Source organism: Bacillus luti, from assembly GCF_009739945.1.
GTDB classification, from domain to species: Bacteria; Bacillota; Bacilli; order Bacillales; family Bacillaceae_G; genus Bacillus_A; species Bacillus_A luti.
Genome location: NZ_CP040336.1, coordinates 4,952,207 through 4,974,166 on the forward strand (window position 1 = coordinate 4,952,207; position 21,960 = coordinate 4,974,166).

General features: G+C 40.2%; 13 protein-coding genes, 9 tRNA genes, 3 rRNA genes and 2 pseudogenes. 2 read left to right on the top strand and 25 right to left on the bottom strand.

Features of this window, described 5'->3' with window-relative positions; genetic code table 11:
• Positions 1-72: 72 nt before the first annotated feature.
• From EUC40_RS24940 to EUC40_RS25040, 21 genes and pseudogenes are all read right to left on the bottom strand, one after another.
• Positions 73-2,028, bottom strand: a complete 1,956-nt coding sequence (locus tag EUC40_RS24940; protein ID WP_156576849.1) for a S9 family peptidase — start codon at positions 2,026-2,028, stop codon at positions 73-75.
• A 247-nt stretch (positions 2,029-2,275) separates the two neighbouring features.
• Positions 2,276-4,078 carry a glutamine--fructose-6-phosphate transaminase (isomerizing) gene (gene glmS, locus EUC40_RS24945; protein WP_000334147.1) on the bottom strand — a complete coding sequence of 601 codons (1,803 nt, stop codon included), beginning with the start codon at positions 4,076-4,078 and terminating at the stop codon, positions 2,276-2,278.
• A gap of 12 nt (positions 4,079-4,090) precedes the next feature.
• Positions 4,091-4,278, bottom strand: a pseudogene (locus EUC40_RS24950) (hypothetical protein).
• 286 nt (positions 4,279-4,564) lie between these two features.
• A complete protein-coding gene (glmM, locus tag EUC40_RS24955; protein WP_000521488.1) occupies positions 4,565-5,911 on the bottom strand; it encodes a phosphoglucosamine mutase in 1,347 nt (448 codons plus the stop codon).
• Positions 5,904-7,373 carry a CdaR family protein gene (locus EUC40_RS24960; RefSeq protein WP_156576850.1) on the bottom strand — a complete coding sequence of 490 codons (1,470 nt, stop codon included), beginning with the start codon at positions 7,371-7,373 and terminating at the stop codon, positions 5,904-5,906. The genes glmM and EUC40_RS24960 overlap by 8 nt, the downstream gene beginning before the upstream one ends.
• Complete coding sequence (gene cdaA / locus EUC40_RS24965) at positions 7,366-8,187, bottom strand: diadenylate cyclase CdaA (RefSeq protein ID WP_071712824.1); 822 nt, start codon at positions 8,185-8,187, stop codon at positions 7,366-7,368. Before cdaA ends, EUC40_RS24960 begins: the two co-directional genes overlap by 8 nt.
• 247 nt (positions 8,188-8,434) lie before the next feature.
• Positions 8,435-9,328, bottom strand: coding sequence for an arginase (gene rocF / locus EUC40_RS24970; RefSeq protein ID WP_000711585.1), 894 nt, complete (start codon positions 9,326-9,328; stop codon positions 8,435-8,437).
• A 209-nt stretch (positions 9,329-9,537) separates the two neighbouring features.
• Positions 9,538-10,684 (bottom strand): annotated as a pseudogene (locus tag EUC40_RS24975) (glycerate kinase).
• A 117-nt stretch (positions 10,685-10,801) separates the two neighbouring features.
• Positions 10,802-10,874, bottom strand: a tRNA-Ala gene (locus EUC40_RS24980).
• Positions 10,875-10,884: 10 nt separating this feature from the next.
• Positions 10,885-10,956: transfer RNA gene (locus tag EUC40_RS24985), tRNA-Gly, on the bottom strand.
• A 5-nt stretch (positions 10,957-10,961) separates the two neighbouring features.
• A tRNA-Lys gene (locus tag EUC40_RS24990) sits at positions 10,962-11,037 on the bottom strand.
• 5 nt (positions 11,038-11,042) lie between these two features.
• Positions 11,043-11,117 (bottom strand) — tRNA-Gln (locus EUC40_RS24995).
• A gap of 65 nt (positions 11,118-11,182) precedes the next feature.
• A tRNA-Tyr gene (locus tag EUC40_RS25000) sits at positions 11,183-11,266 on the bottom strand.
• Between the two features lie 16 nt (positions 11,267-11,282).
• Positions 11,283-11,358: transfer RNA gene (locus EUC40_RS25005), tRNA-Val, on the bottom strand.
• Positions 11,359-11,363: 5 nt separating this feature from the next.
• Positions 11,364-11,438, bottom strand: a tRNA-Glu gene (locus tag EUC40_RS25010).
• A 24-nt stretch (positions 11,439-11,462) separates the two neighbouring features.
• Positions 11,463-11,535: transfer RNA gene (locus EUC40_RS25015), tRNA-Thr, on the bottom strand.
• A gap of 4 nt (positions 11,536-11,539) precedes the next feature.
• Positions 11,540-11,614 (bottom strand) — tRNA-Asn (locus EUC40_RS25020).
• Between the two features lie 9 nt (positions 11,615-11,623).
• Positions 11,624-11,739: ribosomal RNA gene (gene rrf, locus EUC40_RS25025) — 5S ribosomal RNA — on the bottom strand.
• 91 nt (positions 11,740-11,830) lie between these two features.
• Positions 11,831-14,752 (bottom strand): 23S ribosomal RNA (locus EUC40_RS25030).
• Positions 14,753-14,898: 146 nt separating this feature from the next.
• Positions 14,899-16,450: ribosomal RNA gene (locus tag EUC40_RS25035) — 16S ribosomal RNA — on the bottom strand.
• Together the 16S, 23S and 5S rRNA genes with 9 tRNA genes alongside form the textbook arrangement of a ribosomal RNA operon.
• Before the next feature lie 225 nt (positions 16,451-16,675).
• Complete coding sequence (locus EUC40_RS25040; RefSeq protein ID WP_000900684.1) at positions 16,676-16,894, bottom strand: hypothetical protein; 219 nt, start codon at positions 16,892-16,894, stop codon at positions 16,676-16,678.
• Between the two features lie 170 nt (positions 16,895-17,064).
• On the opposite strand from EUC40_RS25040, the gene pdaB reads away from it, so the two are divergent.
• Entirely contained in the window at positions 17,065-17,829 is a 765-nt protein-coding gene (pdaB, locus tag EUC40_RS25045; RefSeq protein ID WP_000464715.1) for a polysaccharide deacetylase family sporulation protein PdaB, read from the top strand.
• Positions 17,830-17,956: 127 nt separating this feature from the next.
• Here pdaB and kbaA read toward each other — a convergent pair whose 3' ends face one another.
• Positions 17,957-18,568: a KinB signaling pathway activation protein KbaA gene (gene kbaA / locus EUC40_RS25050; protein WP_001088521.1), complete on the bottom strand. Its 612-nt coding sequence runs from the start codon at positions 18,566-18,568 to the stop codon at positions 17,957-17,959.
• Positions 18,569-18,706: 138 nt separating this feature from the next.
• Here kbaA and gerD point away from each other — a divergent pair, with 138 nt between their 5' ends.
• Positions 18,707-19,324: a spore germination protein GerD gene (gerD, locus tag EUC40_RS25055; RefSeq protein ID WP_071711509.1), complete on the top strand. Its 618-nt coding sequence runs from the start codon at positions 18,707-18,709 to the stop codon at positions 19,322-19,324.
• Positions 19,325-19,380: 56 nt separating this feature from the next.
• On the opposite strand, the gene EUC40_RS25060 is transcribed toward gerD, so the two are convergent.
• From EUC40_RS25060 to EUC40_RS25070, 3 genes are all read right to left on the bottom strand, one after another.
• Positions 19,381-20,448 (bottom strand): Mrp/NBP35 family ATP-binding protein, encoded by a 1,068-nt coding sequence (locus EUC40_RS25060; RefSeq protein ID WP_156576851.1) that lies wholly within the window; start codon positions 20,446-20,448, stop codon positions 19,381-19,383.
• Between the two features lie 144 nt (positions 20,449-20,592).
• The gene (cwlD, locus tag EUC40_RS25065; protein ID WP_156576852.1) at positions 20,593-21,306 is read right to left on the bottom strand and encodes an N-acetylmuramoyl-L-alanine amidase CwlD; all 714 of its coding nucleotides are present in this window, start codon (positions 21,304-21,306) and stop codon (positions 20,593-20,595) included.
• A gap of 66 nt (positions 21,307-21,372) precedes the next feature.
• Positions 21,373-21,801: a YbaK family protein gene (locus EUC40_RS25070; protein WP_001101006.1), complete on the bottom strand. Its 429-nt coding sequence runs from the start codon at positions 21,799-21,801 to the stop codon at positions 21,373-21,375.
• Between the last annotated feature and the right edge of the window lie 159 nt (positions 21,802-21,960).

A 21,960-nucleotide genomic window follows, 5' to 3' on the forward strand; every position in this document is an offset into this window, starting at 1 on the left:
TATAATTTGTTGTATCTCTTTTTCAACAATCTGACCCGATTGCACAACGAAAAATCCCTGTGCGGATATCTATTATATAGTACTAAAACCCTCCATACTTTCTCCAAGAATATAGTGTGAAAACCACATCAAATTCTGCTTCATAATAGCTACATTCATTCCCGGCTGATCAGGACTATATGCCATTCCTCTAAATATAATTAATTCTGTATCAACTTCCATATCCATTAAGCCTTGATATAGGTCATATGCATTTGTAACTGGAATTCTTGCATCCTTTTCGCCATGTTGAATTAAGGTAGGCGTACAGGCTGATTTAATATACGTCATTGGTGATGTTTTCGTATATATCTCTGGATCATTCCATGGAGTATTTCCTAAATGCATCCTAATGAAGTAAGGGATATCTGTATTTACGTAATGAGTACTCCAGTTCGTAATTCCGCCTCCAACTGAAATAGCTTTAAATCTATTGCTAAATGTAGAACAGAAAGCTGATATATATCCTCCGTTACTCCATCCCATAACTCCTACTCTATCTTTATCTACCATCCCTTGATCAACTAGCTTATCCACCCCTGATATAACATCATCGTAGTCAGCGATTCCCTGTTTTCTATAGTTTGCTTTTAAAAATTCATTACCATAACCAGAACTTCCCCTGTAGTTTGGTTCTAAAACGATAAAGCCTTTTTCAACAAACTGTTCAATCGGATATTTCTCATTGAAGCAGTCTGAAAATATCGGAAAAGATGCCCAAGCCGGACCGCCGTGAATTACTACTAATAAAGGATATTTTTTATTTGCGTCAAACTCTACTGGAGTTGATAAAACACCCTCTATTTCAAGACCATCACTACTTTTCCATGAGATGATTTCCCTGTTACTCTTAAGCTTCCCTTCGAAAAAGCTATTTTCATTTGTTATTTTTTTATCGTCCAAATAGATTTCAAAGGTTTCATTTGTTATAGCCTTACTATAGGTTATATGATTTCCATCCTTTGTTATAGAGGCATCCATTATACAACCATCTACGTTGTCACTTAATGCTTTCATAGTGCCATCTTCAGCTAGTAATCCAATACGATAATTCATTTTATCCTGCCATCTAATTAAAATCCCTTTAGCTGTCCACTGTAATGGCGTAACCGTACTATCAAAGTTTGTTAGAGGCTGAAGTACCTCTCCAGTATTCATATCATATATCTCTAACGTACTTTCTTGTATATGGTTTCTATAGTAATCCTTCTCTCTTATGCTTGCTGAGTAACATATTTTACTACCTTCAGGAGAAAAACAAATGCTCCCTCCCAACAACTTGCCTATATTCATTTTTTGTAGTTCCCTAGCTTCAACATCTAATATGTATAGATCACCATTCATATGATCGCTCGGGCTTGGTGTAGCCATAAATACAACCTTTGTCCCATCATTTGAAATATCAAATCCATGGATATAAAAAGCCTTACCATCAGTTAATGGATAACCACCGCTAACCTCTCGTTCCTCTTTATCATTTTGTATCTCTTTTTCCATTTCAATGTAATATAAACAATTATTCTGATGTTCCTTACCTACATATTGGAAATCTCCATATCGTTCCTTACGTTTCTGTATCTCCTCACATTCTTTTGATTGTGCAATATAATAAAAGCCTTTACCAGTAGGCTCCCATTTGAATGTACTGATCCCTTCTTCCTCATCAGTAATTTGCACCCCACCGTAACCATCTAGTGACTTAACAAAGATTTGATTCCCATTACTAACAGGGCTAAGGTATGCAATATCCCTAGAATTTGGAGACCATAAAGGGCATGTGCTATCTATATCCTCATTTGTTAATGAGAAACTCTGCTCCTTATCTTTTTCATATACCCATACATGATTCCTATATGTATTGCCTTTCCAGTTAGTCGTCTTCTTAACAAATGCTACATTCTTACCATCATCACTTATATTTGTACTTAATACGGTTGGTAACGAAATAATCTCTTCTATACTTAAATATGTTTTTTCTTTCACGTTCATTAATAAGCCCCCTTGTAATACCTAGTAATCTATCCTCTCTTCTTTTCATAATAAAGGAAATTGTTCACGAATACTTAAAATGATAATGAAAAATTCAGAAAAATCAAAGTGATACGTTAGTGGAGTACGGGCAGCCTGACTTCCTCCTATCGATTTTAGATGTTCTTTTTAACACAAAAATACCCCTTTAGATAGCTATATCTAAAGGGGTAAAACATCGTATCTTTATTTCAAATCCACCAATCTCCTACTCAACCGTAACAGATTTAGCTAAGTTACGTGGCTTATCGACGTCACACTCGCGGTGAAGTGCTGCATAGTATGAGATAAGTTGGAATGGAATAACTGCTACTAGCGGTGCTAGTGCTTCGTGTACAGCTGGTAGTACGAAGCTGTCACCTTCCATTTCTAAGCCTTTCATTGAGATGATACATGGGTTAGCTCCGCGTGCTACTACCTCTTTCACGTTACCACGAATTCCAAGGTTTACGTGCTCTTGTGTAGCAAGTGCGATAACTGGTGTACCATTTTCGATTAAGGCGATTGTACCGTGTTTTAATTCTCCTCCAGCAAATCCTTCTGCTTGGATGTAAGAGATTTCTTTTAGCTTTAACGCACCTTCTAATCCTACGTAGAAGTCTACGCTACGTCCGATAAAGAAACAGTTACGAGTTGTTGCTAAAAATTGTTTTGCTAATGCATCCATTTCTTCTTTTTGATCACAAAGTTCTACCATTGCATTTGCTACAAGTCCTAGTTCATGTGTTAAGTCGAAATCAAGAACTTCACCTTTCGCTTTTGCAATGTCAGCAGCTAAAATTGAAAGTACTGCAAGCTGTGCTGTGTAAGCTTTCGTTGATGCAACTGCAATTTCTGGTCCCGCGTATAACGGAAGTGTATAATCAGCTTCACGAGAAAGTGTAGAACCAGGTACATTTGTAATCGTTAATGCTTTATGACCCATTTCATTTGTTTGTACAAGTACTGCACGGCTATCAGCTGTTTCACCACTTTGTGAAATGTAAATGAAGAATGGTCTTTCTGTTAATAATGGCATGTTATAAGAGAATTCACTTGCTACATGCACTTCAACTGGCATTTTTGCAAATTTCTCGATAAATTGTTTTCCAACAAGACCTGCATGATAACTCGTTCCACATGCAATGATGTAAATACGATCGCTATCTAAAATCGCATTGCGGATGTCTTGATCTAATTCAATTTCACCATTTTCATCTTGATACTTTTGAATAATATTACGGATTACAAGTGGTTGCTCATCGATTTCTTTAAGCATGAAATGAGGATATGTTCCTTTTTCAATATCACTTGCGTCTAATTCCGCTGTAAACGGTGCACGTTCAATCGTTTCACCTTGTAAGTTTTTAATTGTAATGCTTTCTTTCGTTACGATTACGATTTCTTTATCCATTAACTCAATAAATTGATCTGTAACTTGTAACATCGCCATAGCGTCGCTCGCCACAACATTAAAGTTGTCACCAACACCTACTAATAGCGGGCTTTTGTTTTTAGCAACATAAATCATGTTTGGATTTTCAGCATCAAGTAGTCCGATTGCATAAGAGCCATGTAAAAGAGATAGCGTATTACGGAACGCTTCTTCTACACTTAATCCTGTGCTCACTTGTTGTTCCATAAGCTGTACGATAATCTCTGTATCTGTTTCACTTACGAACGTTACATCTTGTAAATATTCCTTTTTCACTAATTCATAGTTTTCAATTACACCGTTATGAACTAGTGTAAAGCGTTTTGATGTACTTTGATGCGGATGCGCGTTTAATTTACTTGGAACACCGTGTGTAGCCCAGCGTGTGTGTCCGATACCTACGCTTGCTGCTACGTTCTCGTCTACGATTTCACGAAGTTTTGCGATACGGCCTTTTTCTTTGTATACAACAACACCGTTCTCTGCTTGTACTGCAATACCTGCTGAATCATATCCACGATATTCTAGCTTTTCTAAACCTTTTAATAAAATTTCCTTTGCATCTTGCTCTCCAATAAATCCTACGATTCCACACATGTTTAGTCGCCGCTACAAATGCTTACACTGCTCTGCGAACATGTAACGACATAGTCCGATACCATTTTTATTTATACTAAAAAACGGATTACATATTGCTAGCCCTGTAAGCTTGTAACGGCTTTCACCTTCCTTTCGATTGGGGGTTTAAGTCCGTATATACTTATACAGCTAGTTTGTATCCGTTCCTTTTCTCTCATCACACTTTCACCTTTGTCCACTAAGTCACCTTAATGATTTAAGTAAAAGCTTGCGGTTGTGATGAACAACCGGGAGTCATCCGCCGAAATCTCGATAAACCCCACCTCGTCAACTACACTACTTGTAGTTCTGGCGCTTTTATAATTTACAATATTTACTTTGAGAAAAAGAACAAGACAATCTTATAACAAACCTGATAAACCGTCAATGAAATTTTTTTCATCGTCTATAAAACATATGAAAAAGGAGCACTTCTTGTGCTCCTTTTAAAACAAATTCAGCAAATTATTCAGCGCCAACTTCAGCTTTCACAACTTCTACAATACGGTGTACATAAGCATCACACACTTCTTGTGTTGGTGCTTCTGCCATTACACGAATTAGCGGCTCTGTTCCAGATGGGCGAACAAGAATACGACCATCTCCGTTCATTTCTTCCTCTACAACACGAATAATTTCTTTAATTTTTTCGTTTTCAAGTGCTAATTTTTTATCTGTTACACGAACGTTTACTAGTAATTGCGGGAATTTCGTCATCTCACCTGCAAGCTCAGATAATGGTTTTTTCGTCATTTTCATGATATTTACAAGTTGAAGTGCACTTAACATTCCATCACCAGTTGTAATGTAATCAAGTAAGATAATATGACCTGATTGTTCTCCGCCCAGGTTGTAACCACCGCGCTTCATTTCTTCCATTACGTAGCGGTCACCAACAGCTGTTTTATCACTTGTAATATTGTTTGCTTCAAGTGCTTTATAGAAACCTAAGTTACTCATAACAGTTGAAACAACTGTATTATGTTTTAGCTGACCAGTTTCTTTCATGTACTTCGCACAAATAAACATAATTTGATCGCCATCAACGATGTTTCCTTTTTCATCTACAGCGATTAAACGGTCACCGTCACCATCAAAAGCAAGACCGATGTCAGCACCTTTTTCTTTTACTAATTCAGCTAATACTTCTGGATGCGTAGAACCTACTCCATCGTTAATGTTCATACCATTCGGTGAAGTTCCCATTGTCGAAATATCAGCTTCCAAGTCTGCAAATAAGTATGGAGCTAAAGAAGACGTAGCACCATGTGCGCAATCTAAAGCAATATGTAAACCTGAGAAATCTTCCTCTACAGTTTGTTTAATATATTGTAAATATTTTTGTCCACCTTCAAAGTAATCGCTCACTTGTCCAAGGTTCGTACCTGTTGGACGTGGCAATTCATCAACTTCTTTGTCTAATAAAGCTTCGATTTCTGCTTCTTGCTCGTCTGTTAATTTAAAACCATCTGAACCAAAGAACTTAATTCCGTTATCTTGTACCGGATTATGAGATGCAGAAATCATCACACCTGCTTGTGCACCTAACGCTTTTGTTAAATACGCAACACCTGGTGTAGAAATAACACCAAGGCGCATTACTTCTGCTCCAGTCGATAATAGACCAGCTACTAAAGCTCCTTCTAGCATATGACCAGATACACGTGTATCACGACCGATAATTACTTTTGGACGATCTGTATCTTTTGTTAATACATATCCCCCAAAACGTCCAATTTTGAACGCTAATTCAGGTGTTAACTCCTGATTCGCAACTCCGCGTACTCCATCTGTACCAAAATATTTACCCATTATGATTCGCTCCTTTTTCTTGCTCTTTTTGATTATCTACTGTTGGTTCTTGACTAGTTTCTTTATCTTTATCTTTTTCTTTTTCCTTTTCCTTTTCGGGATCAGGTTCAGGTTCAGGATTTTTTGGTTTTTCAGTTTGATTATCTTGCTCATTATTTGAATTTGGTTGTTCACCGTTACCCTGTACTTCTTTATCTGGATTTTCTTTCTTCACAATTGTGACTTTAGCACTTTTTTGTTTTGGCTCTATTGAAATATTACCAGGACCGCTCACTTGGATCGAAATATCTTTCGTTCCTGGAGATACATTTTGTAAATTAATTACCGCTGTTATTTGAGCAGCTGTTATTTTATCTACTATACTTGCTTCTCCTGAAATATCAACGCTTATCTTTCCATCTTGCGGCGAAAGTAGCTGGGCAGTAACATCTTTAGTAACTCCATTTTTTTGAATCGGGATACCATCAATCGTTCTGGTTTTCGTCTGTTTCGTTTTTTGTACTCCTACAGAAACCTTCACTTGATTTGGTTTTGCACTAATTACACCCTTTGGCAATAAAACAGAGGTATCGAATGTTGTAGAATCTGTCAATTGACTAAGATCTACTTCGACCCCCTCTATAGATTGTATATTATCCAAAATATCTTTCGGACCCGCTATCGTTACTTCCTTCGGCTCAACACTGATATTTGTAACGGCCAATCCTTCTGGTAAACTACCCTTCTTCATATATGTTACAGGAACAGTTTTTTCAGTATTATTTGCTGTAGGTTGCGTCGCTACATTCAACGTTACACTAATTTTAGATGGATTCGTTTTTACATTTAAACGTTTTCCTTCTTTATTGTACAATGTAACTTCGGCTGTTTTTGTAACAGTTTTATTAACACCTTTTAAATCGATATATGCCTTAGCAGATGAAATACTTTCTATTTCTTCTTTCGTTCCCACTACCTCAACAGTATCAGGCTTAATATTTGATTTTTCCAGGGTAGCACCTACTGGCATTTGATCTTCATTTGATAATTTCAAATCTACATGAACATACTTTTTCGCTTTTTCATGAAGAGTGACCTTAATTTTTGATGGTTGAACTGTTCCTTTCACATCATCTGGAAGACCATTTGCTTTTAAAGAAACTTCATAAGTTCCCTCTGGACGATCTCTTAAATCAACTGGTATGTCAAATTGGTTTTTGGCTTTTGCTGTAGCAACCGCTGCTTTTGGACCTTCTAACTTCACCTTGACTCCCTCTGATGGGATACCGCTGACAATATATTTCTCTTCATCATACTTAAGGTTAATATCATAATTAGTTAATGTTTCTTTCGCTTCATTTACAAAAGGTAATATAGCCGATGTCGTATTTTTTTCAGTCAAAGTCGCTGACATAAAAAGCATACACGCCAATAGTAATGAGATCCCTTTTAAAAACCAATGATTCTCCATTAACTTATCCATGACGCTTTCTCCTCCAATTCCATAAAGACGAAGAAGTCGTTTTTTCATTCGTACTAAATTCAGCTAACAGCATATCCTTCAGCTGTTCTGTCTTCAAATCACGATGCAACTTACCATTTTTCGTTAAAGAAATTTGGCCGGTTTCTTCTGACACAACTACTGTAATACTATCAGTAACTTCACTAACTCCCATTGCAGCACGATGCCTAGTTCCTAAATCCTTAGAAATAAACGGACTTTCCGATAACGGAAGATAACATGCTGCTGCTTTAATGGTACTTCCTTGCATAATTACTGCTCCGTCGTGAAGAGGCGTATTTGGAATGAAAATATTAATGAGTAGTTCCGATGATACGTTTGCATTTAGCGGAATACCCGTTTCTACATAATCGCCCATACCGGTCTCTTTTGACAAAGTAATTAATGCACCAATTCTACGTTTTCCCATATATTCCGTCGCTTTTGCTACCGCTGTTGCAACCATTTCAGGTTCATCATCTTCATGAGCCCCAACACGCGAAAATAAACTCCCGCGTCCTAGCTGCTCAAGTGCCCTTCGCAATTCTGGTTGAAAGATAATAATAACGGCTAAAAATCCCCACGTTAATACTTGTTCAGTTAACCAATAAAGCGTATGCAATCCAAGGAAAATACTAATCATCCGAACGACAATAATAACTGTAATCCCCTTTAAAAGTTGAACAGCTTTTGTCCCTCGGATTATAAGAATTAGCTTATATATAATAAACCATACAACGGCAATATCTAATACCGTACTAAGATATTTCAAAATGGTCGTATCTTCAAAAGGCATGCTAACCCTTCCTCCTACTTACGAGCAATTCTATCCATATATTGAAATATTGTTTTATGCTCTATCTGTATGTATTTCCAACAACTAGTTAATTATACCATACATGAAACAAACAACAATTACAAACAGCCCCCTTTAGTTTAATTGGTAAGATGTCAAACATTCTTATCGTACAGTATAATATAAATCATAATTATACGCCTATTTTCAAATAAAAAAAGCAACTTCTCAGTTGCTTTTCTTACATTTATTTTAGTTTTTCACCGAATAAAGAACCCATTAAAGCAACTGCTGTTGTTGCTGTTCTGTTTCTCTCATCTAAAATTGTATTTACTTCAACAAACTCAGCAGATGTAACAATATCAGCTTCTGCTAACATCTCCATCGCTAAGTGACTTTCACGATAAGATAAACCGCCAATTACAGGTGTTCCAACTCCTGGTGCATCATGAGGATCAAGACCATCTAAATCTAATGATAAATGAACACCATCCGTATGAGATAAATACGCAATTGTTTCTTCCATAACAGCTGTCATACCCATACGATCAATCTCGTGCATTGAGAATACTTTAATGCCTTCATTGCGAATGAAGTCTTTTTCTCCTTCATCTAATGCACGTGCACCGATAATTACAACGTTCTCTTTCTTCACCTTTGGGTACGCTCCGTATAAGTCTACAAGTGCGGGATGTCCGTAACCTAAACTTGCTGCAAGTGACATACCGTGAATATTTCCAGACGGTGAAGTTTCTTCAGTATTTAAGTCACCGTGTGCATCATACCAAATAACACCTAAATTTTTATAATGTTTCGCTACACCAGCTAGCGTACCGATAGCAATACTATGGTCACCGCCTAATACAAGTGGAAAACGACCTTCTTCTATAATATGATCCACCTTACTCGCTAATTCATTACATACAGTTGCAACTTGTGTAAGGTTTCTTAACTTTGTATTTTCATCTACTTCTTTTTCTCTCTCTATACATATATCTCCCATATCTTTAACGTCATATCCAATTTCTTTAATTCTTTCAATTACCCCTGCATAACGGATCGCGCTCGGTCCCATATCAACCCCGCGACGCATCTGTCCTAAATCCATTGGAACTCCAATAACCGAGATTTCTTTTTTCATAGATAGTATCCCCCTTTTATGCCTTCACTAAATATTTTAAATCTTTTATATAGTCTGACTCAACTCAACATTTTTCTGCATGGATATACATTTTATTCACTTATACTGAAGGAAGAATCCAAATTTTAAGACTATTATATGTATAAAATTAACTTAGTGAAACAACTACCATTACTATTATTAAATAATAATAAAAAACACTCCTACATTTAGAAGTGTTTTTTCGATGCTATTTTCCACACTGCTGCAATATTCTTCACTGTCATTTCGATATTCTCTTCTGCTACTTTATATGCTTTTTCTAATGTCATCGGACTCGATGTAACACTAAATACTGCATCGATTCCTTTTTCGTAAACTGCCGAATAATTCGGAGATACAGATCCTCCAATAGCAATCACAGGAATATGAAAATGTTTCGCGCGCTCCGCAACACCTACAGGGGCCTTTCCATATGCTGTTTGTTCATCTATTCTACCTTCACCAGTTATAATTAAATCCGCACCTTCTATATGCTTATCAAAGTTTGTATAATCTAATACAATTTCAATTCCCCTCCGCAAGTTTCCCTTTAACACTGCAATAACAGCTGCTCCCATTCCTCCTGCAGCTCCTGCACCAGCCATTTTAGATACGTCGCAAGATAAGTATTGTTTAAGGATATTCGCATAATGCTTTAAATTCTCATCTAGCTCTTTCATCATCTCTAGATTCGCACCCTTTTGCCTCCCAAATACGAAAGATGCTCCCCTTATTCCAACTAACGGATTGTCTACATCACATGCCGCTTCTATCTTTATATGTGTTAAACGTGAATCCATTCGCGAAAAATCAATTGTTGCAATCGAATGTAATGTTCCTCCAGATGGCTCTATAACTTCCCCCTCTCCATTTATAAACCTGACTCCCAAAGCGGACAACATACCTGCTCCACCATCATTTGTCGCACTTCCTCCGAGCCCCAAAATAATATGCTCAGCCCCTTGTTCTAGCGCATGTAAATATAAGTTCTCCTGTCCCTTTTGTCGTTGTAATAAGTGGATTTCTTTTTTCAATCGGAACGTGTTGTAATCCTGATGCTGCTGCCATTTCAATAAACGCTGTTTTATTATCCTTAGACATACCGTAAAAGGCTTGTACACGTTCTCTAAGCGGTCCTGTCACATGAAGTGATATAATTCTTCCCCCTGTAGCATCCACAAGTGAATCAACCGTTCCTTCTCCTCCATCTCCAATTGGCATTTTTACATACTCTGCTTTAGGAAAAATTTCTCTAAAACCTCTTTCAATGGCCTCACATACTTCAATAGCTTTTAAGCTTTCTTTATATGAATCAGATGCAATGACAACTTTCACAATTATCCCTCACCCTTTATTTTTACATTTTCTTCATTGTAAACGACAAATACGAAGGTTGTCTTTTTAAACACAAAAAAAGCTTACATCATATGATGTAAGCTTTCTCTATTTAGATGGAGCCTAGCGGGATCGAACCGCTGACCTCCTGCGTGCAAGGCAGGCGCTCTCCCAGCTGAGCTAAGGCCCCTTAGTAATTAAGCGGAAGACGGGATTCGAACCCGCGACCCCAACCTTGGCAAGGTTGTATTCTACCACTGAACTACTTCCGCGAAAATGGTGAGCCATGAAGGACTCGAACCTTCGACCCTCTGATTAAAAGTCAGATGCTCTACCAACTGAGCTAATGGCTCGTAAATGGCTGGGCTAGCTGGATTCGAACCAGCGCATGACGGAGTCAAAGTCCGTTGCCTTACCGCTTGGCTATAGCCCATTAATATTTACTAGTATGGTTATCTTTTCAAAAAAATAAACCCTCTCAGGTTATTTTAAAGAAAATGGTGGAGGGGGGCAGATTCGAACTGCCGAACCCGAAGGAGCGGATTTACAGTCCGCCGCGTTTAGCCACTTCGCTACCCCTCCGACATTTAAATATATATGGTGGAGGATGACGGGATCGAACCGCCGACCCCCTGCTTGTAAGGCAGGTGCTCTCCCAGCTGAGCTAATCCTCCAAAAGTGGTGACCCGTACGGGATTCGAACCCGTGTTACCGCCGTGAAAGGGCGGTGTCTTAACCACTTGACCAACGGGCCAAAAAAGTTTTAAACCTATTCCCAAGCTTCCAACCGGGCTTGAACCGGTGACCTCTTCCTTACCATGGAAGTGCTCTACCAGCTGAGCTATGGAAGCATAATGGCTCCGCAGGTAGGACTCGAACCTACGACCGATCGGTTAACAGCCGATAGCTCTACCACTGAGCTACTGCGGAATAATATTAGCCTGGCAACGTCCTACTCTCACAGGGACAAGGTCCCAACTACCATCGGCGCTAGAGAGCTTAACTTCCGTGTTCGGTATGGGAACGGGTGTGACCTCTCTGCCATCATTACCAGACTTTTATCATTATCAACATTTCCAAGGAAATGTCAAGAAGAAATTTAAACATATATTCCTTCAAAACTAGATAACATTTGCTACATATTATATGGTTAAGTCCTCGATCTATTAGTATTCGTCAGCTCCACATGTCACCATGCTTCCACCTCGAACCTATCAACCTGATCATCTTTCAGGGATCTTACTAGCTTACGCTATGGGAAATCTCATCTTGAGGGGGGCTTCATGCTTAGATGCTTTCAGCACTTATCCCTTCCGCACATAGCTACCCAGCTATGCCCTTGGCAGAACAACTGGTACACCAGCGGTGCGTCCATCCCGGTCCTCTCGTACTAAGGACAGCTCCTCTCAAATTTCCTACGCCCACGACGGATAGGGACCGAACTGTCTCACGACGTTCTGAACCCAGCTCGCGTACCGCTTTAATGGGCGAACAGCCCAACCCTTGGGACCGACTACAGCCCCAGGATGCGATGAGCCGACATCGAGGTGCCAAACCTCCCCGTCGATGTGGACTCTTGGGGGAGATAAGCCTGTTATCCCCGGGGTAGCTTTTATCCGTTGAGCGATGGCCCTTCCATGCGGAACCACCGGATCACTAAGCCCGACTTTCGTCCCTGCTCGACTTGTAGGTCTCGCAGTCAAGCTCCCTTATGCCTTTGCACTCTACGAATGATTTCCAACCATTCTGAGGGAACCTTTGGGCGCCTCCGTTACACTTTAGGAGGCGACCGCCCCAGTCAAACTGCCCACCTGACACTGTCTCCCGGGTCGATAAGACCCGTAGGTTAGAATTTCAATACAGTCAGGGCGGTATCCCACCAGCGCCTCCACCGAAGCTAGCGCTCCGGTTTCAATGGCTCCCGCCTATCCTGTACAAACTGTACCAAAATTCAATATCAGGCTACAGTAAAGCTCCACGGGGTCTTTCCGTCCTGTCGCGGGTAACCTGCATCTTCACAGGTACTATAATTTCACCGAGTCTCTGGTTGAGACAGTGCCCAAATCGTTACACCTTTCGTGCGGGTCGGAACTTACCCGACAAGGAATTTCGCTACCTTAGGACCGTTATAGTTACGGCCGCCGTTTACTGGGGCTTCAGTTCAGAGCTTCGCTTACGCTAACCCCTCTCCTTAACCTTCCAGCACCGGGCAGGTGTCACCCCCTATACTTCGCCTTACGGCTTCGCAGAGAGCTGTGTTTTTGCTAAACAGTCGCTTGGGCCTATTCACTGCGGCTTTCCGTTAAGAAAGCACCCCTTCTCCCGAAGTTACGGGGTCATTTTGCCGAGTTCCTTAACCAGAGTTCTCTCGCACACCTTAGGATTCTCTCCTCGCCTACCTGTGTCGGTTTGCGGTACAGGCACCTTTTATCTCGCTAGAAGCTTTTCTTGGCAGCGGGGAATCAAAGACTTCGCTCCATAAGGAGCTTCCCCATCACAGCTCAGCCTTCACGATAAGCGGATTTGCCTACTTATCAGCCTAACTGCTTGGACGTGCACAACCAATCGCACGCTTCTTCTATCCTTCTGCGTCCCTCCATTGCTCAAACGATAAAGAGGTGGTACAGGAATATCAACCTGTTGTCCATCGCCTACGCCTGTCGGCCTCGGCTTAGGTCCTGACTAACCCTGAGCGGACGAGCCTTCCTCAGGAAACCTTAGGCATTCGGTGGACGGGATTCTCACCCGTCTTTCGCTACTCATACCGGCATTCTCACTTCTAAGCACTCCACCAGTCCTTACGGTCTGACTTCACTGTCCTTAGAACGCTCCCCTACCACTGATACCATTGGTATCAATCCGCAGCTTCGGTGGTGTATTTAGCCCCGGTACATTTTCGGCGCAGAGTCACTCGACTAGTGAGCTATTACGCACTCTTTAAATGGTGGCTGCTTCTAAGCCAACATCCTAGTTGTCTAAGCAACTCCACATCCTTTTCCACTTAATACACACTTTGGGACCTTAGCTGGCGGTCTGGGCTGTTTCCCTTTTGACTACGGATCTTATCACTCGCAGTCTGACTCCTAAGGATAAGTCATTGGCATTCGGAGTTTGACTGAATTCGGTAATCCGATGAGGACCCCTAGTCCAATCAGTGCTCTACCTCCAAGACTCTTACACTTAAGGCTAGCCCTAAAGCTATTTCGGGGAGAACCAGCTATCTCCAGGTTCGATTGGAATTTCTCCGCTACCCACACCTCATCCCCGCACTTTTCAACGTGCGTGGGTTCGGGCCTCCATTCAGTGTTACCTGAACTTCACCCTGGACATGGGTAGATCACCTGGTTTCGGGTCTACGACCACGTACTAAACGCCCTATTCAGACTCGCTTTCGCTGCGGCTCCGCCTCTTCAGCTTAACCTTGCACGGGATCGTAACTCGCCGGTTCATTCTACAAAAGGCACGCCATCACCCATTAACGGGCTCTGACTATTTGTAGGCACACGGTTTCAGGATCTCTTTCACTCCCCTTCCGGGGTGCTTTTCACCTTTCCCTCACGGTACTGGTTCACTATCGATCACTAGGGAGTATTTAGCCTTGGGAGATGGTCCTCCCAGATTCCGACGGAATTTCACGTGTTCCGCCGTACTCAGGATACATTCAAGAGAGAATGAAGTTTCGACTACGGGGTTGTTACCCTCTACGACGGACCTTTCCAGGTCGCTTCGTCTACCTCATTCCTTTGTAACTCCGTATAGAATGTCCTACAACCCCAAGAGGCTTGCCTCTTGGTTTGGGCTATGTTCCGTTTCGCTCGCCGCTACTCAGGAAATCGCATTTGCTTTCTCTTCCTCCAGGTACTTAGATGTTTCAGTTCCCTGGGTCTGTCTTCCTTACCCTATGTATTCAGATAAGGATACCATACCATTACGTATGGTGGGTTTCCCCATTCGGAAATCTTCGGATCAAAGCTTACTTACAGCTCCCCGAAGCATATCGGCGTTAGTCCCGTCCTTCATCGACTCCTAGTGTCAAGGCATCCACCGTGCGCCCTTTCTAACTTAACCAAACTAAAAATTAAAAAATATGAGCTACACTGTTATCTAGTTTTCAAAGAACATACATTTATATATGAGAGATAGTTCTCTCAAAACTGAACAAAACGAAACACGGAAACTTATATTGATGAACAGCGTTCATCAATTCTCCATAGAAAGGAGGTGATCCAGCCGCACCTTCCGATACGGCTACCTTGTTACGACTTCACCCCAATCATCTGTCCCACCTTAGGCGGCTGGCTCCAAAAAGGTTACCCCACCGACTTCGGGTGTTACAAACTCTCGTGGTGTGACGGGCGGTGTGTACAAGGCCCGGGAACGTATTCACCGCGGCATGCTGATCCGCGATTACTAGCGATTCCAGCTTCATGTAGGCGAGTTGCAGCCTACAATCCGAACTGAGAACGGTTTTATGAGATTAGCTCCACCTCGCGGTCTTGCAGCTCTTTGTACCGTCCATTGTAGCACGTGTGTAGCCCAGGTCATAAGGGGCATGATGATTTGACGTCATCCCCACCTTCCTCCGGTTTGTCACCGGCAGTCACCTTAGAGTGCCCAACTTAATGATGGCAACTAAGATCAAGGGTTGCGCTCGTTGCGGGACTTAACCCAACATCTCACGACACGAGCTGACGACAACCATGCACCACCTGTCACTCTGCTCCCGAAGGAGAAGCCCTATCTCTAGGGTTTTCAGAGGATGTCAAGACCTGGTAAGGTTCTTCGCGTTGCTTCGAATTAAACCACATGCTCCACCGCTTGTGCGGGCCCCCGTCAATTCCTTTGAGTTTCAGCCTTGCGGCCGTACTCCCCAGGCGGAGTGCTTAATGCGTTAACTTCAGCACTAAAGGGCGGAAACCCTCTAACACTTAGCACTCATCGTTTACGGCGTGGACTACCAGGGTATCTAATCCTGTTTGCTCCCCACGCTTTCGCGCCTCAGTGTCAGTTACAGACCAGAAAGTCGCCTTCGCCACTGGTGTTCCTCCATATCTCTACGCATTTCACCGCTACACATGGAATTCCACTTTCCTCTTCTGCACTCAAGTCTCCCAGTTTCCAATGACCCTCCACGGTTGAGCCGTGGGCTTTCACATCAGACTTAAGAAACCACCTGCGCGCGCTTTACGCCCAATAATTCCGGATAACGCTTGCCACCTACGTATTACCGCGGCTGCTGGCACGTAGTTAGCCGTGGCTTTCTGGTTAGGTACCGTCAAGGTGCCAGCTTATTCAACTAGCACTTGTTCTTCCCTAACAACAGAGTTTTACGACCCGAAAGCCTTCATCACTCACGCGGCGTTGCTCCGTCAGACTTTCGTCCATTGCGGAAGATTCCCTACTGCTGCCTCCCGTAGGAGTCTGGGCCGTGTCTCAGTCCCAGTGTGGCCGATCACCCTCTCAGGTCGGCTACGCATCGTTGCCTTGGTGAGCCGTTACCTCACCAACTAGCTAATGCGACGCGGGTCCATCCATAAGTGACAGCCGAAGCCGCCTTTCAATTTCGAACCATGCAGTTCAAAATATTATCCGGTATTAGCCCCGGTTTCCCGGAGTTATCCCAGTCTTATGGGCAGGTTACCCACGTGTTACTCACCCGTCCGCCGCTAACTTCATAAGAGCAAGCTCTTAATCCATTCGCTCGACTTGCATGTATTAGGCACGCCGCCAGCGTTCATCCTGAGCCAGGATCAAACTCTCCAATAAAGTTAGTTTGTCTAGCATCTAAAAATAAAAATTGACGTTTCACGTTGTTTGTTTCGTTCAGTTTTCAAAGAACTACTTGGTCGCTCATTTGCGACTTCCTTATGTTAACATTTTCGTTTTTCAATGTCAACTAAGTTTTTCAATTTCTTTTTTGTCGTTTTCTGCGTTTCTGCATCAGCGACGGTTATTAATTTATCATACATTAACTATTAACGTCAACACTTTTTAATAAAAACTTCTTTTTCTCACATAACGAATACATTCCTCTGCATTAGCGACTCTCCGAAATAAACAAAAAACGATTTTATATCTTTCTTCCATCGCTTTTTTTACAACGTCATGAATACGCTCATCTTCAAAATCAAATAAAAGTTCCTCTAACTCTCTCTTCAATATGTACTCCATTTCTTTTCTCTCTTCTTTCGTCAACATAATCCCAAGCAAATCATCACCTCAATAATCCCTTACGGGGCAATAAACGTTCCGCTCATTTTCACTTATCAAAATCCTCTCATTCATTATATCCACTACTTACGATGTTAATCACTTGTTCTCTTTTTTATATTTTAAGCATATATGTAACTGAAAAGGATTGGACAAAGGGGCGTAATATTATGTTTTTCTTTTTTATTACGAGTAAAAGAACTTTTAAACACATTAGCTTAATAGTAATACTTTCCTTATTTACAGCATGGCTTCTCTTTTTAAAAACATATTCACATGAGTCTGCTTTTTCAACAGCTACAGGACCTAAGGTAATTTACAAAGGAGACACGGCTAAAAAACAAGTTGCATTCACGTTTGATATTAGTTGGGGAGACAAAAAAGCTATTCCAATCCTTGATACACTTAAAGAAAGAGATATTAAGAATGCAACCTTCTTCCTTTCTGCTGCATGGGCAGAAAGACACCCTGATATTGTTGAACGCATCCTGAAAGATGGACATGAAATCGGTAGTATGGGCTATAATTACACGTCCTACACTTCTCTAGAGACAAATGAAATACGAAGAGATCTTTTGCGTGCACAAGATGTTTTTACGAAACTCGGCGTGAAACAAGTCAAGCTATTACGTCCACCTAGTGGCGACTTTAACAAAGCAACACTTAAAATAGCTGAATCACTCGGATATACTATCGTTCACTGGAGTAATAATTCGAACGATTGGAAAAACCCAGGTGTAAATAATATCGTTTCGACCGTCTCTAATAATTTAAAAGGTGGAGATATCGTCTTATTACACGCATCCGACTCTGCCCTCCAAACAAATAAAGCTTTACCACTACTTCTGCAAAAGTTAAAGAGTGATGGATATGAACAAATATCCGTTTCACAACTTATTTCCAACACAAGTACAAAAAGTGAAGATGTAAAGTAATGTCCCTACTACCCTTCACACATAAAAAGCTCTATTATCTTAATAAAAGATAATAGAGCTTTTTTCTATCCTGATATTCACAGTAATATAACTACCACTACGTAAAAACCAAAGATAATTTTCTTAATTAAACAGTTTTACTCGCTCTTCCAATTAAACGATGTAATATAAGTAACTGATATGCATTACATAATAAAAGTGGTATAACCATTAAATACAACCAATCTGTGTCATTAATCCGAAGCGCCGGTACCCACTCAAGAATTGTTACCACAACCATAAAGAACAGGGCGGGCACAAATGCTTTTTTATTCGTTTCTTTACTTTTTACATAAGCAACAATCGCTCCAAACACAAATAACACCCCAGCAACAAGTATGTTATTCCCTAATGAAACCTCTCCATTTGCAATCAGTACAGATCTTAAATACACAAAATCAAATAATACAAATGCAATAAAGAAGAGTTGTACTGCATTCCATAAAGAGGATGAACGAAACATCCCAAGTCCAAAACGATGGATTGTTAAATATGCAAAGAACCCCATTTGACTTATAACACTAAAAATAAATCCTACTCCCATTAACCAGAAAGAAATCGCTAGAATCTCCTTAACGTCGAAATTTTGAAAAAATTTAGCGTACTCGTCCCACTCTAAAACAAACCCGATAAAGACCGTACTAATTCCACCAAGAAACAACGTCGTTAAAAATAGGCGTACCCACTTGCGGCTATTCACAACACATCCCCCATTATTCGTATATTTCTAATTAAATTGTATCAATGACAATTTCAAAAAGCTAGCCATGTTCATGTATAAATTCCTTAAAGATATTTATATTAAAAAAGAGAACTGTGTTGAAAGGAGTTCGAATTTATGAAACGGATGCTACTCGTTTTGATTTCTTCTTTTCTATTTATCGCACTTGTAGCATGTGCACAAGAAAAAGAAGCTAAATCCGAACTAGATTATGATCAAACGAAGAAAATGATTATTGATATTTTAAAAACCGACCAAGGAAAGAAAGCCATTCAAGATGTATTAACAGATGAAAAAATGAAACAAGCACTCATACTAGATGAAACAGTAGTAAAGAAAACGATTGAAGATGCAATGGTATCCGACAAAGGGCAACAATTCTGGGAAAAGCTCTTTAAAGACCCTGAGTTCTCATCGAAATTTGCTAAAAGTATGGGGAAAGAACAGACAAACTTAATGAAAACTCTCCTAAAAGATCCTGAATACCAATCAGGTGTTATAGAAATTATGAAGAACCCTGAAGTAGAAAAAATGATGCTGCAAACAATGAAAAGTAAAGAATACCGTCAATATTTACAACAAGTACTAACAGAAACCGCTGAAAGCCCTCTCTTCCAGGCCAAGATGATTGACATCATTAGTAAAGGTGTGCAAAAAGCTGAAAAAGGCGGGTCTGATAAAAAAGAAGCAGGCGGTGAAGGTGGTTCCCAAGATGGGAATAAGGAACAGCAGTAAAAATAATAACTATAATAATGAGTGGACGATATATGTATCATCCACTCATTATTACTTTACTTTTGCGCGACAGCTGTTTTGTCAATCACTGTCTCAGCTATCGTACGATAAATAAGACCCGTTGTATGTGTATCTTCATATACTGACGGTGCAAAGTCTTCTTTATTCCAATCAGGTTGTTGGAGTGGAATTCGGCCAAGTACATCCGTTTGGAGTTCTGTAGCTAATTTATCTCCTCCACCTCTTCCAAATACATACTCTTTCTCTCCAGTTACTTTACTTTCAAAATAAGCCATATTTTCAACAACACCAAGAATACTATGTTCTGTACGTAAAGCCATTGCTCCAGCACGTGCTGCTACGAATGCAGCTGTTGGATGAGGCGTCGTTACAATAATTTCTTTACAAGCCGGTAACATCGAATGTAGGTCTAGCGCAACATCACCTGTACCTGGAGGTAAATCTAATACTAAATAATCTAAATCGCCCCATTCTACTTCTGTGAAGAAGTGATTTAACATCTTCCCAAGCATTGGCCCTCTCCAAATAACCGGTGCATTATCTTCTACAAAGAATCCCATTGAGATTACCTTTACACCTAGACGCTCTACTGGAATGATTTTATCGCCTCTTACGATAGGACGTTTTTCTATCCCCATCATATCCGGTACGCTAAAACCGTAAATATCCGCATCAATAATACCAACCTTTTTTCCTAGACGAGCTAAAGCAATTGCAAGGTTAACAGAAACCGTTGATTTTCCCACTCCACCTTTTCCACTCGCCACTGCTAAAAATGTCGTTTTTGAGTTTGGTGACAATAAAGATTCCGTTTGCTCTTCTTCTTGTTCTGGTGCAAACTGAGCTAATTCCCCTTCTGTGAATTCCGCAAAGCGAAGCCCAACTGTTGCTGCTCCTAGTTCTTTTACTAACTTTACAATTCCAGATTGCAATTGCATTTGTTCTGCTGTACCAGTTTTTACGATTGCAATTTTAACACTTACATGTTCCTTATCAGGTTTGACTGTTACCTCTTTAATTGCCCCTGTTTCTTTTAACGTTTTATGTAAAAACGGATCTACAATCCCTTCTAACGCTTCCACTACTTGCTCTTTTGTTACCATAATTAGCCCAGCCCCCTGTATGCAAAATAACATAATGTTAATTAAATATATCTCTTTTCATTCCTGAAATAAATGCGTTTACATTTCCAGTATAACATATTTTCGGAAAACTTCGTTAACGAGAGAAACTCAAAAAAATCCTCCTTATTCTGGAGGATTTCCTTTTTCCGTGAAATAACGTAATATACCACGATATATAGCCGCAGCTACCTTCTGTTGGTATTTCTCCGAATTCAACATATACCTTTCGTTCACATCCGATAAAAAGCCTGCTTCAATTAAAGCACCTGGTGTTTTCGCATGCTTTAATAAGTACACATGAGAAATCGTTTTAGCGGAACGATTCGTATTTTCTAAACTCGTTCTCAATTCAGCTTGTATAAATTTCGCAGCACGCTCATTTTCAAGTAACGAACGGTAGTAGAACGTTTGTGCGCCTTTCGATCCACTACTTGTTAAAGCATTTAAATGGATACTTGCAAAAAAGTCTACATCAGGTTTATTAATGATCTCTACACGCTTTTTTAAATCCTCTGCTTTACGTCTACTATAGGACTTTGTATCTTTGTGAGCTAAATCATAGTCTCCCTCACGCGTTAAAATAACTAACGCACCTTGTTCTTGTAAATAATCTTGTACTTTCTTTGTAATCTCAAGTGTAATATCTTTTTCTATAATATCCTTTCCACCAACAGCTCCTCCGTCTGGCCCACCATGCCCAGCATCTAGTACAATTACTTTCCCTGATAAGGGTAAATTCCAAGCTCGCCACGATTTTGTAATTTGAAACTCTTGTCTAACTAAAAAAAACAAAACAACCGCAGCGAGTGCAAAAGAGATAATTCGAATTCTCTTCATACCTTTCCTCCTCCAGCTAGTCCCTCTAATTACTTATATGGGACAAGAGGAAAGTTTATGCTTGTCTTAATGAAGCTTTAATCGATATCTTCTTTCACCTTTTTCATATCCTTCCTGCCACCATAAGCCGATAAACTGCTGGCAAGATTCAAAAAGTAATTCCTCATCTTGTAACTTAATTTCTCGCATAGTCATGCTCGTTAAAAATTGAAATAGTGTTTCTGTTAATTGTTGCTCTTCTTCTAAAGCTCTATATTTCACGTCAAAGAACGATTCACCATAATAACCAAATTTACTATATCTTGCTCCTAATAAATACGATTCTATCCCTAATTCAATGCAGTAATCTTCATACTGACGATGAAGCTCCTGCATCTGAAAGGCATCTCTAATATTTGAACGTAATGTTTTTAATGATAATTCCCGCAGCATCTTTCGTTCATATTTCAACTGCTTTTCTTTTTGTTTTTCTTGTAAGCTGACAATGACATTCATAGTACTTATAAACCTCCCTACTACGTATTAGTCTAAACTTCTAGAGAAGAAGCATACGCGAGCGGATAGCACTAAAATATTCCAAGCAACAAAAATTATAAAAGAGGAATGAAACATAAAAAAACCCCAACCAAAATGGTTGGGGTTTGTAGTTCGCAA

Excerpts from the sequence above, each read along its gene's own strand:
- EUC40_RS24940 (WP_156576849.1), bottom strand. The coding sequence starts at position 2,028 with ATGAACGTGAAAGAAAAAACATATTTAAGTATAGAAGAGATTATTTCG.
- glmS (WP_000334147.1), bottom strand. The coding sequence starts at position 4,078 with ATGTGTGGAATCGTAGGATTTATTGGAGAGCAAGATGCAAAGGAAATT.
- glmM (WP_000521488.1), bottom strand. The coding sequence starts at position 5,911 with ATGGGTAAATATTTTGGTACAGATGGAGTACGCGGAGTTGCGAATCAG.
- EUC40_RS24960 (WP_156576850.1), bottom strand. The coding sequence starts at position 7,373 with ATGGATAAGTTAATGGAGAATCATTGGTTTTTAAAAGGGATCTCATTA.
- cdaA (WP_071712824.1), bottom strand. The coding sequence starts at position 8,187 with ATGCCTTTTGAAGATACGACCATTTTGAAATATCTTAGTACGGTATTA.
- rocF (WP_000711585.1), bottom strand. The coding sequence starts at position 9,328 with ATGAAAAAAGAAATCTCGGTTATTGGAGTTCCAATGGATTTAGGACAG.
- pdaB (WP_000464715.1), top strand. The coding sequence starts at position 17,065 with ATGTTTTTCTTTTTTATTACGAGTAAAAGAACTTTTAAACACATTAGC.
- gerD (WP_071711509.1), top strand. The coding sequence starts at position 18,707 with ATGAAACGGATGCTACTCGTTTTGATTTCTTCTTTTCTATTTATCGCA.
- EUC40_RS25060 (WP_156576851.1), bottom strand. The coding sequence starts at position 20,448 with ATGGTAACAAAAGAGCAAGTAGTGGAAGCGTTAGAAGGGATTGTAGAT.
- cwlD (WP_156576852.1), bottom strand. The coding sequence starts at position 21,306 with ATGAAGAGAATTCGAATTATCTCTTTTGCACTCGCTGCGGTTGTTTTG.
- EUC40_RS25070 (WP_001101006.1), bottom strand. The coding sequence starts at position 21,801 with ATGAATGTCATTGTCAGCTTACAAGAAAAACAAAAAGAAAAGCAGTTG.